Source organism: Paenibacillus sp. JJ1722 (assembly GCF_048282685.1).
Lineage (GTDB): Bacteria > Bacillota > Bacilli > Paenibacillales > Paenibacillaceae > Paenibacillus > Paenibacillus polymyxa_B.
The window spans coordinates 5,206,117-5,221,895 of the sequence record NZ_CP182500.1 but is presented as its reverse complement, the minus strand read 5'-3'; the positions used below and the strand labels follow the sequence as shown (position 1 = coordinate 5,221,895).

General features: G+C 46.3%; 15 protein-coding genes. 14 read left to right on the top strand and 1 reads right to left on the bottom strand.

Annotated elements, in window-relative coordinates:
• Nucleotides 1-406: 406 nt before the first annotated feature.
• From ACM1ND_RS23310 to ACM1ND_RS23290, 5 genes are all read left to right on the top strand, one after another.
• Nucleotides 407-1,384 carry a LacI family DNA-binding transcriptional regulator gene (locus ACM1ND_RS23310; protein WP_023990435.1) on the top strand — a complete coding sequence of 326 codons (978 nt, stop codon included), beginning with the start codon at nucleotides 407-409 and terminating at the stop codon, nucleotides 1,382-1,384.
• Between the two features lie 164 nt (nucleotides 1,385-1,548).
• Complete coding sequence (locus tag ACM1ND_RS23305) at nucleotides 1,549-2,874, top strand: ABC transporter substrate-binding protein (protein ID WP_418026604.1); 1,326 nt, start codon at nucleotides 1,549-1,551, stop codon at nucleotides 2,872-2,874.
• 59 nt (nucleotides 2,875-2,933) lie between these two features.
• On the top strand, nucleotides 2,934-3,818 hold the full coding sequence (locus ACM1ND_RS23300) for a carbohydrate ABC transporter permease (RefSeq protein WP_029519358.1): 885 nt from the start codon (nucleotides 2,934-2,936) through the stop codon (nucleotides 3,816-3,818).
• The gene (locus ACM1ND_RS23295; protein WP_068938300.1) at nucleotides 3,818-4,645 is read left to right on the top strand and encodes a carbohydrate ABC transporter permease; all 828 of its coding nucleotides are present in this window, start codon (nucleotides 3,818-3,820) and stop codon (nucleotides 4,643-4,645) included. The genes ACM1ND_RS23300 and ACM1ND_RS23295 overlap by 1 nt, the downstream gene beginning before the upstream one ends.
• Nucleotides 4,646-4,728: 83 nt before the next feature.
• Complete coding sequence (locus ACM1ND_RS23290) at nucleotides 4,729-6,144, top strand: glycoside hydrolase family 32 protein (RefSeq protein WP_068938299.1); 1,416 nt, start codon at nucleotides 4,729-4,731, stop codon at nucleotides 6,142-6,144.
• A gap of 75 nt (nucleotides 6,145-6,219) precedes the next feature.
• On the opposite strand, the gene ACM1ND_RS23285 is transcribed toward ACM1ND_RS23290, so the two are convergent.
• Nucleotides 6,220-7,407, bottom strand: a complete 1,188-nt coding sequence (locus ACM1ND_RS23285; RefSeq protein WP_068938298.1) for a macrolide family glycosyltransferase — start codon at nucleotides 7,405-7,407, stop codon at nucleotides 6,220-6,222.
• A 199-nt stretch (nucleotides 7,408-7,606) separates the two neighbouring features.
• Here ACM1ND_RS23285 and ACM1ND_RS23280 point away from each other — a divergent pair, with 199 nt between their 5' ends.
• From ACM1ND_RS23280 to ACM1ND_RS23240, 9 genes are all read left to right on the top strand, one after another.
• A complete protein-coding gene (locus tag ACM1ND_RS23280) occupies nucleotides 7,607-7,801 on the top strand; it encodes an H-type small acid-soluble spore protein (protein WP_023990429.1) in 195 nt (64 codons plus the stop codon).
• A 19-nt stretch (nucleotides 7,802-7,820) separates the two neighbouring features.
• Complete coding sequence (locus ACM1ND_RS23275) at nucleotides 7,821-7,991, top strand: hypothetical protein (protein ID WP_007432293.1); 171 nt, start codon at nucleotides 7,821-7,823, stop codon at nucleotides 7,989-7,991.
• Nucleotides 7,992-8,238: 247 nt separating this feature from the next.
• On the top strand, nucleotides 8,239-8,964 hold the full coding sequence (locus ACM1ND_RS23270; RefSeq protein ID WP_023990426.1) for a FadR/GntR family transcriptional regulator: 726 nt from the start codon (nucleotides 8,239-8,241) through the stop codon (nucleotides 8,962-8,964).
• A gap of 48 nt (nucleotides 8,965-9,012) precedes the next feature.
• Nucleotides 9,013-10,197: a M20 metallopeptidase family protein gene (locus ACM1ND_RS23265; RefSeq protein ID WP_023990425.1), complete on the top strand. Its 1,185-nt coding sequence runs from the start codon at nucleotides 9,013-9,015 to the stop codon at nucleotides 10,195-10,197.
• 69 nt (nucleotides 10,198-10,266) lie between these two features.
• Complete coding sequence (locus ACM1ND_RS23260) at nucleotides 10,267-11,814, top strand: ABC transporter substrate-binding protein (protein WP_068938297.1); 1,548 nt, start codon at nucleotides 10,267-10,269, stop codon at nucleotides 11,812-11,814.
• A gap of 85 nt (nucleotides 11,815-11,899) precedes the next feature.
• Nucleotides 11,900-12,817: an ABC transporter permease gene (locus ACM1ND_RS23255; protein WP_023990423.1), complete on the top strand. Its 918-nt coding sequence runs from the start codon at nucleotides 11,900-11,902 to the stop codon at nucleotides 12,815-12,817.
• A gap of 17 nt (nucleotides 12,818-12,834) precedes the next feature.
• On the top strand, nucleotides 12,835-13,767 hold the full coding sequence (locus tag ACM1ND_RS23250; RefSeq protein WP_023990422.1) for an ABC transporter permease: 933 nt from the start codon (nucleotides 12,835-12,837) through the stop codon (nucleotides 13,765-13,767).
• Between the two features lie 23 nt (nucleotides 13,768-13,790).
• Nucleotides 13,791-14,768 (top strand): ABC transporter ATP-binding protein, encoded by a 978-nt coding sequence (locus tag ACM1ND_RS23245; protein WP_023990421.1) that lies wholly within the window; start codon nucleotides 13,791-13,793, stop codon nucleotides 14,766-14,768.
• Nucleotides 14,765-15,769 carry an ABC transporter ATP-binding protein gene (locus ACM1ND_RS23240; protein WP_053326145.1) on the top strand — a complete coding sequence of 335 codons (1,005 nt, stop codon included), beginning with the start codon at nucleotides 14,765-14,767 and terminating at the stop codon, nucleotides 15,767-15,769. Before ACM1ND_RS23245 ends, ACM1ND_RS23240 begins: the two co-directional genes overlap by 4 nt.
• The last annotated feature ends 10 nt before the right edge of the window (nucleotides 15,770-15,779 follow it).

The following is a 15,779-nucleotide window of genomic DNA, read 5'->3' as shown; positions in this document are numbered from 1 at the left end:
AACGCTTCCATATTTGGTATCTTCATTGTAGCTTGAAATTGAGGCGTACACTATAGCAAACTTAACGCTTGAAACATAATTTTAAAAAAAACTAAATTTTATCAAGTTGTGGTTTAAAAATGCACCGCTGGGCCGCTACGCTACTCACCCCGATAACCAGAGCCTTTACGTCCGGCGGGGAAGTTGAATCCAAGAAGGATGGTTAAAGAAAAGATAGCAAGACCTTTTTAAGGGGGCCTTGCTATCATTATGGTTTAGAGCAATTGTGACCTTTAATTTTGGATTTGCAAAGTTCAGTCACCTAACATTTACGGCCATTTTGAGGCCTTCCGTTATGTAAGGTTGTTGAAATGATGAGGAGAGAGTATAGTTTGTATGTATTTATTTTGTGCGGGAAGAGGTTAATATGGCGACAATTCATGATGTAGCATTAAAAGCGGGCGTGTCAGTCACTACAGTATCCCGTGTAATGAATAACCGAGGATATATCAGCGAAACTACACGCAAAAAAGTGTTTGACGCAATGGAGGAGCTTAATTATCAACCGAATGAAATAGCACGATCTCTGCTACGTAAGCAGTCCAATATTATTGGCCTTATTATTCCCAATGTCTCGCATCCTTTCTTCGGTGAGCTTGCCAATCAGGTCGAGTATTATGCCTATCAGCATGACTGCAAGGTCCTGCTGTGCAATTCACATATGGATCCCGTGAAGGAAAAAGTATATATCGATATGTTGAAGCGGAACCGGGTGGATGGCATCATTATGGGTAGCCATACATTAGAAGTAGAAGAGTACCGACATTTGAATTCACCGATCGTGACGTTTGATAGGCAGATCGACCCGTATATTCCTTACATATCCTCGGATAATTATCGCGGAGGCGAGCTGGCTACGGAGCTGCTCATTCGCAAAGGCTGTCAGAAAATTGCGCATATCTGCGGAAATCTGGAGCTGAACATGCTATCCAATGAGCGGACCAAAGCATTCCGGGATGTCGTGGGCAGGAATGGTGTCGAGCATGTGATCGTTCAAACAGACTTGAATGTGTTCGATCAGAAGGAGTACGAGCGAATCATTTCAAAACTCGTTCATGAACATCCGGATGTGGATGGAGTGTTCGCAACAAGTGATATTATTGCCGCTTTTGCGCTGAAAGAATATATTCGCGCTGGAAGGCATGTGCCAGAGAATGTGCGCATTGTAGGCTTCGATGATGTAAGCGTTGCTTCCTGGCTGACGCCGGAACTTACATCGGTAAGACAGCCGATTGCAGACATCGGCAGACTGGCGGTCGAGCTGATCCGCAGGCAGGCGGAAGGGGAGCAGGTACAACCTGTCAATCTGCTGCCTGTTGAACTAATTGAGCGTGCAACGACCTGAATGAAAATCTGTTCCTCTAACAAGGGGAACAGATTTTTTTTAGTACATGTTAAAAATTCAACATGTCAAACGATTGACACAAGTTAAACCTTTGACATATAATCCGTTTGTAAGCGTTTTATTTAAGTGTTCAGAGCCATTATATAAATAAGGGGATGACAACAATGAGGAAATTCAAAAGAGTTCAATGGATGGTAATGCTGCTTCTTTTGGTTATGGTGGTGTCTGCATGCAGTGGCTCCGGAGGAGAAGGTAATTCGGCTTCTGGAGGGGGATCAGGGGATTCAAAAAATGTGAAAATTACGCTTTTGAACTCCAAAGGCGAAATCCTTCCACAGCTGGAGGAAGCCGCTAAGGCGTTCCAGAAAGACAATCCGGGCATTACTGTTGAAATCCAGCCGGTTCCGACTGGTGGTTCTCCTTTTGAGCGTGCCTCCGCATTGTATGCATCAGGAAACCCGCCGACCATGATCATGCTAGATACAGGTGATGTTGAGAAATTCAAGGACCGTATCCTCGATTTAAGTGGGGAAAAGTGGAATGCGGACACTGTTGAAAACGCTACCACTGCTACGACATTTGATGGTAAAAATTACGCGTTTCCACTGGCTGTTGAAGGCTACGGATTCATTTACAACAAAGCCGTTGTAGATAAAGCGGTAGGCGGAAGCTTTGATCCCACCACAATTAAAACCCGAAATGACCTTGAAAAACTGTTTCAGCAAATCGAGACATCCGGAAAGAAAGCACTGGTGATTTCATCAATGGACTGGTCCCTGGGCGCTCATTATTTGCCTCTTGCTTATGCAGGCCAGAACAAAGACATGGCTGAAGTGGACAAATTCATGGCGTCACTAAAAGCGGGCCAGGCGGACTTGGCTAATAATCCTGTATTTAACGGACTTATGGATACATTTGACGTCATGATGAAATACAATATCGATCAGGCTTCTCCGCTAGCAGGAACTTATGAACGCGGACCGGAACTGCTCGGCAAAGGTGAAGTTGGCATTTGGTTCATGGGCAACTGGGCATGGCCGCAAATCAACAGTTTTGATACCGCTAACAAAGAATATGGTTTTCTGCCTGTACCAATCAGCAACAATGCCGATGACTACGGCAATCAGGAGATTTCGTCTGCTGTATCCAAGCGCATTGTTATTGACAAGGAGAAGACTACTCCGGAACAGCAAGAGGCGGCGAAGAAGTTCCTGAACTGGATCGTATATGATGCGAAAGGCCAGGATTTCCTCGTGAACCAAGCGAACATTATCCCGGCGTTCAAAAATATTACACTGCCTGCGGCCGACCCGCTTGGCAAGTCCATCCAGGATTATATTGCAAAAGGCAAGTCAGAGCAGTCGATGAGCATGCTGCCTGCCGACCACTGGTCCAAGACAGGATCTTCCATGCAAAAGTATCTGGCGAAACAGGGCGATCGTGCAACACTGGTTAAAGAAATCGAAAACTACTGGAAAACGGTTAAATAAGGTTATTTTCAAATTACCTGGAATAGAGAGAGAAACCCGGAACAAAGGGAGGGATCATCATGATTACGGAAAAAGGAGTATGGAACCGGCTGCGGACGCGGCTACTGTTTACCGGCCCAACCTTGTTTGCCTTCATAACGGTAATGATTATTCCATTTTTGTATGGCATCTATCTGACGTTCACAAACTGGGATGGTATTTCCACCACACTATCGCTGGTAGGCATCCAAAACTATCTGGCTGTTTTTAGAGATATTGAGTTTTGGAAATCGTTCGGCTTGACGCTTAAGTATGTGTTTTATACCGTTGTTCTTATCAATGTGATCGCTTTTATGCTGGCTTATGTGCTGACAAAAGGGTTAAAAGGACAGAGTATTTTCCGGGCGGGATTTTTCCTGCCCAACCTTGTCGGCGGCATTGTACTCGGTTTTATATGGCAGTTTATATTCAACAACGTGCTTGTCTATTTGGGACAACATGCCAGCATACAGTCGCTCAGCACGACTTGGCTGGCTGATCCCGACAAAGCGTTCTGGGCACTCGTGATTGTAACCGTGTGGCAGAACGCGGGTTACATGATGGTCATTTACATCGCGGGATTGACGGGTGTGCCGAATGATATTATGGAGGCCGCAAGCATTGATGGGGCGAACAGCTGGACCAGACTGCGGAAAATGGTGCTGCCCTTGATGGTTCCTTCTTTCATCGTATGTATATTTTTGTCCCTGCAGCGCGGTTTTATGGTCTATGACGTGAACCTTGCGCTCACGAAAGGTGGGCCGTTCAGCAGTACTCAAATGGTGTCGATGCATGTGTATGAAAAGGCATTCCTTTCCCGTGATTATGGTGTGGGGCAGGCAGAAGCATTCGTGTTGTTCCTGATGGTTGCTCTCATCACTCTGCTTCAGGTTTATTTTAGCAAGAAGTTGGAGGTGGAGGCGTAATGACAAGAAAAAGAGTTGCTTCCTCCGTGATCAAATTCATTGTGTTGACAGTCATACTCATATTGTTCATCGTACCGTTCGTCTTTCTGCTGATCAATTCGTTCAAGGAAAACATGGCCATCACCTCAAATCCGTTATCGCTTCCAGAGAGCTTCAGTATGGTCAATTATATGAATGCATTCGATAAAATGAATTACATCGCTGCCTTCACCAACTCATTGGTCATAACGGTGTTAAGTGTTCTGTTTATCTCACTGTTCGCGGCGATGACGGCTCATTATTTTGTCAGAAACAATACCAAGTTCAACCAATATATATTTATGTTGATGGTTGCATCCATGATCATTCCATTCCAGGCTATCATGATTCCATTGGTGAAAATCTACGGGTCCCTTGATTTGCTGAACAGTAAGTGGTCGCTGATTTATATGTATATCGGTTTTGGCAGCTCGCTGGCCGTCTTCATTTATCATGGTTTTGTAAAGAGTATTCCAAAGGAACTGGAGGAAGCGGCGCTAATTGACGGATGCACGCGGTTTCAGACATTCTTCCGGATCGTGTTTCCGGTACTGATGCCCACGACGGCCACCATTTCCATTCTTAATGTGCTGTGGATCTGGAATGATTTTCTGCTGCCTTCCCTCATTCTGGTCGATCCGGAGCAAAGGACACTTCCATTGTCCACGTACAACTTTTATGGAACCTATACAGTGGATTATGGTCCATTGATGGCAAGTTTGGTACTGACGATATTTCCGATCATTATCATCTATCTGTTCGCCCAGAAGTATATTATTCAGGGTGTTATGCAAGGTTCGATTAAATAACTGCAGGGGAAGGATGCTTTATCAAACAAACTAAAGCGTATACGAGAGAGCGTGCAGATCAATTTATTTCCCAATCGAAGCATATGCTTCGGCCGGATTATCGCCTGAACTACCACTTAATGGCTGAATTCGGCTGGATGAACGATCCGAACGGCTTCATTCAATATAACGGGCAGTATCACTTGTTCTATCAGCATTACCCGTATAAATCAGTATGGGGACCGATGCACTGGGGACATGCAGTCAGCCGCGATCTTATGAAGTGGGATTATCTGCCGATCGCTTTGGCACCGGACGGTGAGTTCGACCAGGATGGCTGCTTCTCCGGCAGTGCGATTGAGCAGGACGGGAAGCTTGTCCTGATGTATACCGGACATGTTGTAACCGGGCCTGACAAAGATCAGGATTACAAGCAGTCGCAGGGAATCGCAGTATCAGAAGACGGAGTAACGTTCGAAAAGTGGGAGGGCAACCCGGTCATCGGTTATGACGCCATACCGGACACGATCAGCCGTAAAGACTTCCGTGACCCTAAGGTGTTCAGACACGAAGGTCAATATTACGCCGTTCTCGGTTCTAATGATGCGAAAGGGAACGGACTTGTACTGCTTTACCGTTCTGAAGACCTGAAAAGCTGGACGTATGTCAATGTACTAGCCGTGAGTGACGGACGCTTTGGCGATAATTGGGAATGCCCGGATCTGTTCCCGCTCGGTGGTCGGCACGTATTTATGCTGTCCCCGCAGCGCATGCCTGCACAGGGGGAGGCTTACCGCAATCTGCATTCCACCATGTACGGTATAGGTGATTTCAATTCCGTTGAAGGAACATTTACGGCAGAGCGGTATGCTCAGGTGGATCACGGATTCGATTTCTATGCCCCACAGTCAACCTTGGATGATAAAGGGCGGCGTATCGTCATCGGATGGATGGATATGTGGGAGTCGGAGATGCCGACCCAGCAGGGGCACCATTGGGCTGGGGCGATGAGTCTTCCGCGGGAAGTGGTTATCGACGGCGCCAGGCTGCTGTTCCGTCCGCTTGAAGAGGTAAAGAATTACCGATGCAATCTGTTCGAGCAGCGGGATATCTTACTGACAGGTGAGCAGATTATGGACGCGCGTGGAGATAGCTACGAACTGAAGGTCGTATTTGAGTTTGAGGCCAGTAACACCGATGAATTCGGTTTGAAACTGCGGGTGGGTAGTGAAGAGGAGACTGTACTGTCGTACCGTCCCGATGACGGTCTGTTCCGTTTCAACCGAGAACGTGCCGGTATAGGCCCAGGCGGGGAGAGAAGAGTGCCTGTGGGCTTAAACGAGGGCCGTCTGGAGCTTCGGGTTTTTGTCGATAAAAGCTCGGTGGAAATATTCATCGGCGATGGTGAATACGTCCTCACAGGAAGAGTGTATCCGGGAGTGGAATCTACGGGCATTCGAGCGTTCGCGAGCGGAAAGTGTACGATTGCTTCGTTCCAGAAGTGGGATATATCCACATAGGAAATGCATGACAAACAGGAACCCGACCATTGATGGTCAGGGCTCCTGTTTTTTGTAGAATTGTAATCGTGTGATTTACACAAGCTTATCTTGAAGATAGGCATCAATTTTTGCGAGGGCTTCTTCTGTACCGCCAGATTGCTGGAAGCTATCATTTATTTTTTGTACGCCCTCTTTATACGCCGCGTTCGACATTACCTCATCTACGGCATCTCTTAACGATTGGACATTGATTTGGTCTTTGGTTATTCGATAGCCAGCCTGAAGTTCTGTTAACCGCTGCGCGACCATGGGCTGATCCTTGTCCTGAGGCAGTACAACCAAGGGTACATTAAAGTGAATCCCTTCATTCACACTGTTCATTCCACCATGAGTAATAAATACATCTGAATGACGTAGTACCTCCAATTGGGGAACATAGGGCGAGATGATAAAGTGCTCTGGGGCTGGATTGATTTTCGTAAAGTCAGCTTTCTCGCCAGCTGCAATCACGATGATACCTTCAAAATCGGAAAAAGCTTCAATACAGGTGTTGAAAAAGTCCTCAACATGATCCAAAACCGTTCCCATCGAAATATACAGAACTTTTTTATCTTGTAGTGCGTCCAAAGGAAATGAATTTTCCCCTTTGCGTTCTGGGAAGCTGGGACCAATAAAGAGATTCTCTTCACCAAAGCTGTCAGCGTCTGGTTGGAAATATCGGCTGGTGTATACAACGTTTAGAGCCCCTGTATTGTTCATAAATTGAACCATATCTTTGGGAGCAACACCGAATCTTTCTTTCATGAGCTGTAGTGAGGTCGTGGCCTGTTCATCAAGTTGAAATGGCTCTTTTCCATTAGAGCGAAAGAGATTGGTAGCCATCCGATTCTTTGAAATCAGAAAAGATGGGGATGAAGCAATACCAGGGATTTTCAAATAGTCTCTAACTAACTCGCCAGCTCCGAATCTATCATAGAATACAAAGTCAAAATCAGTGCTTTCAGACAGTTGCTTAGTGATTGCTAATATGTCCATCGAAGTCTGAATATGAATATTCATAAATGCACTCAACCCAGCCGGAGTACTGGAATCAATAGAAGCAGTCCTGATCAGATCGGTATGCAGGTGAACCGTTGCTCCAACGGCTTCGAGTCTGTCCTTGTATTTCTCAGTTGTAATGTAATGTACTTGGTCCCCTCGTGCTGCAAAGGCTTGCGTCATCCCGATCGTAGGGTTCACATGTCCTTCTGCCGGAAAGTTAACCATTAATATGTTTAACATTCATCATTACTCCTTTTCTCTACAATTAAGATCGCAGTTTTCACTGAATCTCTCAATCCATAATAACAATAATATTTATTTTTTCAAATGATATCCTTTCACGATCGTGAAACACATGTTGGCATGAAATGTGTATAACAAATATTTAACTCGTGCATAGTAAAGGCGAACTCTACTTAGCAAGGGAGGTTTTTTCTAAGTGAATGTTCAAAGAGCGCAAGAAATAGCGTCCTCTTCCATAATGGCGAATGTGTTGTGTGATGGGTTACCCATTTATATTCAGCATGTGAACGAGCAGAGTGAGACGGCACGCATTTATGCGCTGAACCATCCAGAAGAGGAACGGGAAGTACCTTTGTACACGTTAACGGAAAGAGATCAGGTACTGGAATAAGAAAGGAGCGATATGAAAAATGAAACCAAATCAACAGAAAGTAGTCGAGGCAGACCGTTTGAATTTTCGTGACCAGACGGATGATGTGGTTAGAGAAGTGCCGGCCACGACGGATGCCAGCGAAGCAGTTGCAGCAATGACCTCACATATCAATAAATACGATGTACCGGATGAGTTGGAGGAGAAATAGAGAATGACCGAGCGCGCACAGGATAACCTGTTGCGTGCTTTTTATATGATGCATAAGGATAACCAAAGATTTAGCAGCTCTGTAAGGGGCTGCTTCTTTTTATTGTTTCGAAAGCATCATAAATATTTTTAAAAAAAGTATTGCATATAGGTTTACTAGGTATTATGATAACAACAGATTTATATTTTTTTGTTTTTTACAATGGTATAAGGTTTAGACCTTAAAGATTTATGATCGGAGTGTTCATATGTTAATCCAAACTCCTCTGCGCTTTGAAAAAGTATCAGCTAAAAAAGTGAGTGATTTTATTAGAGAGCAGTTGGAAGAGGCTATTATTTTAAAGGAATTGCTTAGCGAGGAGCAACTACCGACAGAACGGGAACTCGCAGAAATATTTAATGCCAGTAGAATTACAGTTCGTGAGGCGTTATCTCAATTGGAATCCAAGGGACTCATTGAAAAGAGAGTAGGTGCCAAGGGAGGGACCTTTGTTCTTCCAGTGACAGCAAACTCTCATAAACGTACCCGGGAAGAAATTGCAAAAGATTGGGAGCACATGCTGAAGGTCTTTGAATATCGGATGATTGTGGAGCCAGAGGGTGCTTTTTTAGCGGCTGCGCGGATCACCACGGATGAACTGGACCTGCTTCAGCATTACCTGGAACAGAGTATTGAAGCGGACTGTACCCGAGAATGGTTTCGGGCCTTGGATGTTAAATTCCATCTGGCCATTGCCAAAGCATCTGGCAATCCATTTTGTGAAGATGCGGTTAGGCAGATTCGTACCAAGATTAACCCGGCACTTGATCTCATGCCCTATGATGATCAGATTCGGACGGTGAATTACGACGTCCATACAGAAATTTTGAGTGCACTTCGGGCACGAGATGCTGAGAAGTCGCGGGAAATGATGAAGCATCATATCGGACATTCCGCAGATGCCATTTATGCAAGAGTAGTTGCAAAAGGCTAACGATATCATACAGAAAAAGAATACGATTCGAGTGGGGAGGGTGAAAACATGAACATACACGAGCTTTTGGCTTTATCTAGACCACTTCAAGAGCAATTGATCACATGGCGAAGGGATTTTCATCGCCATCCTGAAACGGGTTATGAAGAGATTCGTACATCGGGCATTGTAGCTGAGCACTTGCGTAGCCTCGGGTTGGAGGTGACAACCCAGGTAGGGAAAACCGGGGTTGTGGGTCTGTTACGGGGAAAGAGCCCAGGGCCTACCATCGGTCTAAGGGCAGATATGGATGCATTACCGATTCAGGATCAAAAAACGGTTCCCTATCGTTCGGAGATCCCAGGTAAGGCCCATTTATGTGGGCATGATGCCCATACAGCCATACTGATGGGAACTGCACAGTTACTTGCTCATTTGGAACGACCTGAAAGAGGAAATATCAAATTTGTCTTTCAGCCGGCTGAAGAAGGTTTGGCAGGGGCCAAGGCTATGATCGATGACGGTGTATTGGAGAATCCAAAAGTGGATGCGATGGCAGGACTACATATGTTCCCGGGTCTGAAGACAGGAACACTGGGGGTCAGCAAAGGGGTCGCTTTTGCATCGGCAGATAGCTTAACCATTAAGATTCTAGGCAAAGGCGGTCATGCTGCCCGTCCACACGAGGGAATAGACGCCATTGCCGTGTCCGCGCAGGTTATTTCTGCCCTGCAAAACATTCCAAGTCGTATGGTTGATCCCCTTGAAACCATGGTCATTACGATTGGCAAAATTAGTGGCGGTTATATGGGAGCGGCCATTGCACCGGAAGTAGAGATGATCGGTACCGTGCGTACCCTATCTGCGGAACTGCGTAACCGGATGCCTGAGCTGATCGAACAGGTGGTCCGTGGGGTGTGTGAGTCGTTCGGAGCTGGATATGAGCTGAGTTATCAGCAGGGCTACCCGGTTGTGCAGAACGACCCGGATATGGTCGATCTGATGACGGAAACGAGTGAGCAATTGTTTGGCTCCAAGGAGTGGGACTACATCAAACCGTCAACAGGCGGGGAGGATTTCGCTTTTTATTGTGAGCAGGTACCCGGCGTGTTTTTCCGGCTGGGATGTGGGAGAGGTGATGAAGATACTAGCTATCCATTACATCATCCCAGATTTGATTTAGATGAAATGGTACTGCCTTATGGGGTAGCCATGATGTCGGCCATCGCGCTGAATTTTTTGAAGACAACATAAAATTGGGATTAAGACGCTCAAATGCAGCTGTGTGGCAATATACAACCTTAATGGAGTGGAGTGGACAAGATGAATAGACATAAGTGGTTTAGAGGCGGGATTACGTTACTGATTGCTGCGATGATCCTGGCAGGCTGCGGTACCCAATCCACAGGCGATAGTAAAGACAGCGCAACATCGACCGACAGTAAAGTACTGACAATTGCTAATGCTACGGATATTGAAAGTTTTGATCCACATAACAATAACAATACGGCGAGTGAAGCTGTTCTGGTTAACGTATTTGACTACTTATTGAAAAATGATAGTCAGCAAAAGAAAGTACCTGGACTCGCTACTTCCTGGGAAAAGGTAGATGATACCACTTGGCGTTTTCATCTGCGCGAAGGGGTAACCTTCCATAACGGTGATCCATTCACAGCCGAAGATGTGAAGTACACGATAGAAAGAGTAGCAAAGGATAACACACTCAAACAAAATTCCTACTTTAAAAATATCAAAGAAGTGAAAGTGGTAGATGAACATACAGCAGACATCATCACCGATGGACCTGATCCGTTGCTGTTGAATCGTTTATCCAAAATGGGAGCTGGCATCTTACCTTCCAAGTATATTGAGAAAAATGGGATAGAGGCATTCCTTAAGAATCCGATAGGTACAGGCCCTTATAAATTTAGCCAATGGATCAAGGATGACCGGGTGGTACTCGTTAAAAATAATAAGTATTACGAAGGTCAGCCCAAATGGGATCAAGTTGTCTTCCGCTCCATTCCAGAAGCCTCTACGCGTGTATCTGAACTGCTCGCAGGCTCGATTGACATTGCATCTGGTATCCCTTCCACGGATATAGAACGTGTTCAAGGCGAAGAGGGTAAAAAAATCGTCAAGGCTCCGATCCAGCGTGTGCTGCAATTGATTTTACGTCAAAGTCAGGGCAGTGTTACGGCTGACTCCAAAGTGAGAGAAGCGATAGATCTCGCGATTGATAAAAAAGGAATCGTAGACAGCATCGCAGGCGGTGCTGGGATTGTAACCCGTACTTCCGTTACACCAGGCAACTTTGGTGCCGATCCTTCCTTATATGAGAAAACATTATATGATCCGGCTAAAGCTAAGGAACTGCTGAAGCAGGCCGGTTATGCTGGCGCAGGCCCGACATTGACCCTTTCAGTATCCTCAATATACAAAGAGTATGCCGAGGTCGTAGCGGCGATGTTAGATAAAGAAGGATTCAACATTAAATTGGACGTGCTGGAGCCAAGTGCTTTCAGTGAGCGTTACAGTTCCAAATCTTTCAAAGAAATGTTTATGATCGGCATTGGTAATTCTCTATTTGATGCTTCCAACAACTATAATCGATATCTGGTAGAAGAGGCAAAAGGCGAAACGGATTATAACAATCCGAAGGTAGAGAAGCTGCTGCAGCATGCGCTGACGAATCTGGATACAGCCTCGCGTGAAAAAGAGTATCAGCAAGTGCAACAGATTTTGGCTGAAGATCGTCCAGCCGTATATTTGTTCCAAATGGAAGGGATTTATGGCACCGGTAACGGCGTGAACTTCCAACCGAGAAGCGATGAAATGTTCTATGCAGAGGATATTACACCTGCTAAATAAAGATGAGAAATGAACGGGCGGGGACCTCAATGAAGGTTCCTGCCCGTCCTTTTAAAAAAAGCCTGCTGGTTACGGAGGTGACAGATTGAAAACGTATATCGCTAAATCACTGCTTCAGGTTATCCCTGTACTGTTGATTGTCTCCCTTATTGTATTCATCCTGGTGAGGGTAACCGGGGACCCTGTGGCCCTTATGCTGCCGGAGACCGCTACAGCTGAGGATCGTGCAGTGTTAACGCAGGCGCTGGGGCTAGATCAGCCCTTATATACGCAATACATTAAATTTATTGGCAGTGCCTTACAGGGAGATTTTGGCACCTCGTTTCGCTATGGTGAATCGGCTTTGCCGTTAGTATTGGAACGGCTGCCTGCCAGTTTTGAATTGGCAGTAGCCGCCATGATTTTTGCGGTCATCATTGCTGTGCCGTTGGGCGTCATCTCAGCAGTCAAACGGAATACCTTTACCGATTTAATCATTTCCAGTTTATCCGTAGTCGGAAAGGCCATGCCTAACTTTTGGATGGGGATTATGCTCATCTTATTATTTTCCGTCATGTTAGGGATGCTTCCGGTGTCCGGCCGGGGCGGGATGGATCATTTAATACTCCCGGCCTTTACACTGGGTGTCGGCCTTTCTGCACAGATGACCCGACTCATTCGCTCCAGTATGCTGGACATTTTGAATCAGGACTATATTCGAACAGCCCGAAGTAAAGGGATTCTAGAAATCGTGGTTATCGGAAAACACGCTTTCCGTAATGGATTGATTCCGGTCGTTACGATTATGAGCTTGCAATTTACGAGCTTGATCGGAGGTACACTGATTACAGAGACGGTATTTGCATGGCCGGGTTTGGGACAGTTACTTGTCGTCGCTGTGAATACGCACGACATGGCTATCGTTCAGGCTGCTGTATTTGTGATTGCCTTTATTGTGGTGGTCAGCAATATTTTAACCGATGTCGTTTACCGACTGCTTGATCCAAGGATTAAATACAACTAGAGAGGGGAGGGGGAAGCGTGGCAGGCATTCATGATGTACAAGCCCTTGGTCCAGATCTAAACCTGGATGGCAAAAAGCAGACACAACCGTCCGGTATCGGACGCATATGGAAGCAACTATTACGAAGTAAAACCGGAACGGTCGGCGCAGTAATCTTACTGCTCGTTAGTTTAACGGCATTATGTGCCCCTATGCTGGCCAGTCACAATCCTGCGGAAATTGACCCGCTTAACCGTCTGAAGCCGCCTATGTGGCTGGATGGTGGATTGCCGAAACATTGGCTTGGTACAGATAACCTAGGACGAGATATGTGGAGTCGTATCGTATATGGAGCGAGAGTTTCGCTTATCGTCGGTATTGGTGCAGTTCTGGTCTCAGGCACCATTGGCGCAATCCTCGGCCTCCTCGCCGGGTTTTATGGTAAATGGGTGGATGCCACCATAATGAGAGTTGCCGACGCCTTTTTGGCTATTCCGGCTATTCTGCTGATGCTGGTTGTCTTGGCCGTGGTAGGGCCTGGCATGACTACGCTCATTTTCGTCATTGGGGTTACAAATTGGGTTTCTTATACGAGAGTTGTCCGGGGCGAGGTATTGAGTATCAAGGAACGAGACTTTGTTAAAGCAGCCAAGGCGATTGGCTCTAAAAATAGTAGGATTTTGTTGAAGCACATTTTACCGAATGTCCTGTCTTCGTTTATCGTCATTTCCGGTATGAATGTAGCAACGACGATTATTATGGAAGCTTCTCTTAGTTTTCTCGGGTTAGGGATTACACCGCCGGCAGTGTCTTGGGGTGGCATGCTGAGCGATGGGAGACAGTATATAGCCACGAGCTGGTGGGTGGCAACGTTTCCCGGTCTGGCGATTACCATCACAGTCCTGGGCGTCATTTTTCTCGGTGACTGGCTTCGCGACGTGTTAGATCCCCATATGAAAGCGAAAGAATAACAGAAAGCGGGGGATCGGAAAAGATGACCACGAGATTGCTTGAAGTGAATCATTTGAAAACCTACTTTAAAACGGAGGATGGCATCGTTCCTTCGGTCAACGGTGTCAGCTTCACTGTGAATCCAGGCGAAACAGTAGCTATTGTTGGAGAGTCCGGTTCCGGTAAAAGTGTAACCTCCTTGTCTATTATGGGTTTAGTGGCAGCACCAGGTAAAGTCGTGGGCGGGGAGATTCTGCTTGAAGGACGAGACTTGCTCCAATTGTCCAAGGGAGAAATGCGCAAATATCGGGGAAACGAGGTATCCATGATTTTTCAGGAGCCAATGAGTTCGTTGAATCCTGTATTTACGATTGGCAACCAAATCAGTGAGGTCATCCGGCAGCATCAGAAGCTGAGCAAACCCGAAGCACGGCAGAAAAGTATAGAGATGCTGGAAAGGGTAGGTATACCTGGCGCGTCGAAAGTGGTAGGTTATTTCCCACATCAGTTGTCGGGAGGAATGCGTCAGCGGGTGATGATCGCAATGGCCTTGGCCTGCCAGCCAAAACTGCTCATCGCTGATGAGCCGACGACGGCCCTGGATGTAACGATACAGGCTCAAATTTTGAATTTAATCCACAAGCTGAGCAAGGAAGAGAATACAGGCATCATTCTTATTACCCACGATTTAGGTGTCGTCGCGGAAATGGCTGACCGGGTAGTCGTGATGTATGCCGGGGAAGTAGTCGAGGAAGCGGACGTATTTGAATTGTTCGAAAAGCCGGGCCATCCCTATACGATCGGACTGCTAGGATCACTCCCTAAGCTTACGGAACAGAGAGAATGGCTGGATTCCATTCCCGGTACCGTTCCTAATATGATGCAGATGCCGAGTGGTTGTCCATTTCATCCCCGCTGTCCTTATGCCCAGGAACAGTGCACAAGGATTCATCCTGAAATACAGGCTAAGAATCCAGGACACTATGTCAGATGTTTACGGATGGAGGAGGTGTCAGTATGAACGAGACAGCACAGAAAACACCGCTTCTCGAAGTGAATGGGCTTAAGAAATATTTTCCGATGAACAAGGGCTGGTTTTCCAGAAAGAGCGGTTATGTACGGGCGGTTGATGATTTGAGCTTTAAGGTGATGCCAGGAGAAACCTTAGGTATTGTAGGGGAATCGGGGTGTGGCAAATCAACAACAGGACAAATGATTACACAACTGCTAGAACCCACGGCAGGCGAAATTCGTTTTCAAGGGCAAAGCCTGTCTGATTTAACAGACGAAGAAGTCCGCAAAGTCAGACGAGATTTGCAATTTGTATTTCAAGACCCGTATTCCTCTTTAAATCCAAGAATGAAGGTTTTTGATATCGTCGCGGAACCGCTGCAGGTACACGGGATCGCTAGAGGCAAGGAGCTTAAAGCTGAAGTTTTTCGACTGTTGGAAACGGTAGGATTAGGCGCGCATTTAGCGGATCGGCATCCCCATGAATTCAGTGGCGGGCAGCGTCAACGGATTGGCATAGCGAGAGCACTGGCTATGAAACCGAAGCTCATTGTTTGTGATGAACCTGTATCCGCGCTGGATGTGTCAATTCAGGCTCAGATTTTGAATTTGTTAAAGGAGCTTCAGCAGCAGTTCCAGCTTACCTACATTTTTATTGCCCACGGGTTGCCCTCCGTCAAGCATATTAGCGACCGCATCGCGGTGATGTACTTGGGCAAAATCGTGGAGCTTGCAGATCGTGACGAGTTGTTTGCAAGACCGCAACATCCGTATACAAAAGCATTGCTTGAGGCAGTGCCTGTTCCTGATCCGAGGCTGCGTAAAGAACGGATCACATTGACGGGGGAAATCCCCAATCCTGCCAATCCGCCTTCGGGCTGTACTTTTCACACGCGTTGCCCCTATGCACAAGAGATATGCCGACTACAGAGTCCATTGCTCGAAGAGCATACTCCAGGACATATTGCTGCCTGTCATTTTCCCCTGCATGAGCAGGTGGCTCACGAATAGATGAACTTTT

Excerpts from the sequence above, each read along its gene's own strand:
- ACM1ND_RS23310 (WP_023990435.1), top strand. The coding sequence starts at position 407 with ATGGCGACAATTCATGATGTAGCATTAAAAGCGGGCGTGTCAGTCACT.
- ACM1ND_RS23305 (WP_418026604.1), top strand. The coding sequence starts at position 1,549 with ATGAGGAAATTCAAAAGAGTTCAATGGATGGTAATGCTGCTTCTTTTG.
- ACM1ND_RS23300 (WP_029519358.1), top strand. The coding sequence starts at position 2,934 with ATGATTACGGAAAAAGGAGTATGGAACCGGCTGCGGACGCGGCTACTG.
- ACM1ND_RS23295 (WP_068938300.1), top strand. The coding sequence starts at position 3,818 with ATGACAAGAAAAAGAGTTGCTTCCTCCGTGATCAAATTCATTGTGTTG.
- ACM1ND_RS23290 (WP_068938299.1), top strand. The coding sequence starts at position 4,729 with ATGCTTCGGCCGGATTATCGCCTGAACTACCACTTAATGGCTGAATTC.
- ACM1ND_RS23285 (WP_068938298.1), bottom strand. The coding sequence starts at position 7,407 with ATGTTAAACATATTAATGGTTAACTTTCCGGCAGAAGGACATGTGAAC.
- ACM1ND_RS23275 (WP_007432293.1), top strand. The coding sequence starts at position 7,821 with ATGAAACCAAATCAACAGAAAGTAGTCGAGGCAGACCGTTTGAATTTT.
- ACM1ND_RS23270 (WP_023990426.1), top strand. The coding sequence starts at position 8,239 with ATGTTAATCCAAACTCCTCTGCGCTTTGAAAAAGTATCAGCTAAAAAA.
- ACM1ND_RS23265 (WP_023990425.1), top strand. The coding sequence starts at position 9,013 with ATGAACATACACGAGCTTTTGGCTTTATCTAGACCACTTCAAGAGCAA.
- ACM1ND_RS23260 (WP_068938297.1), top strand. The coding sequence starts at position 10,267 with ATGAATAGACATAAGTGGTTTAGAGGCGGGATTACGTTACTGATTGCT.
- ACM1ND_RS23245 (WP_023990421.1), top strand. The coding sequence starts at position 13,791 with ATGACCACGAGATTGCTTGAAGTGAATCATTTGAAAACCTACTTTAAA.
- ACM1ND_RS23240 (WP_053326145.1), top strand. The coding sequence starts at position 14,765 with ATGAACGAGACAGCACAGAAAACACCGCTTCTCGAAGTGAATGGGCTT.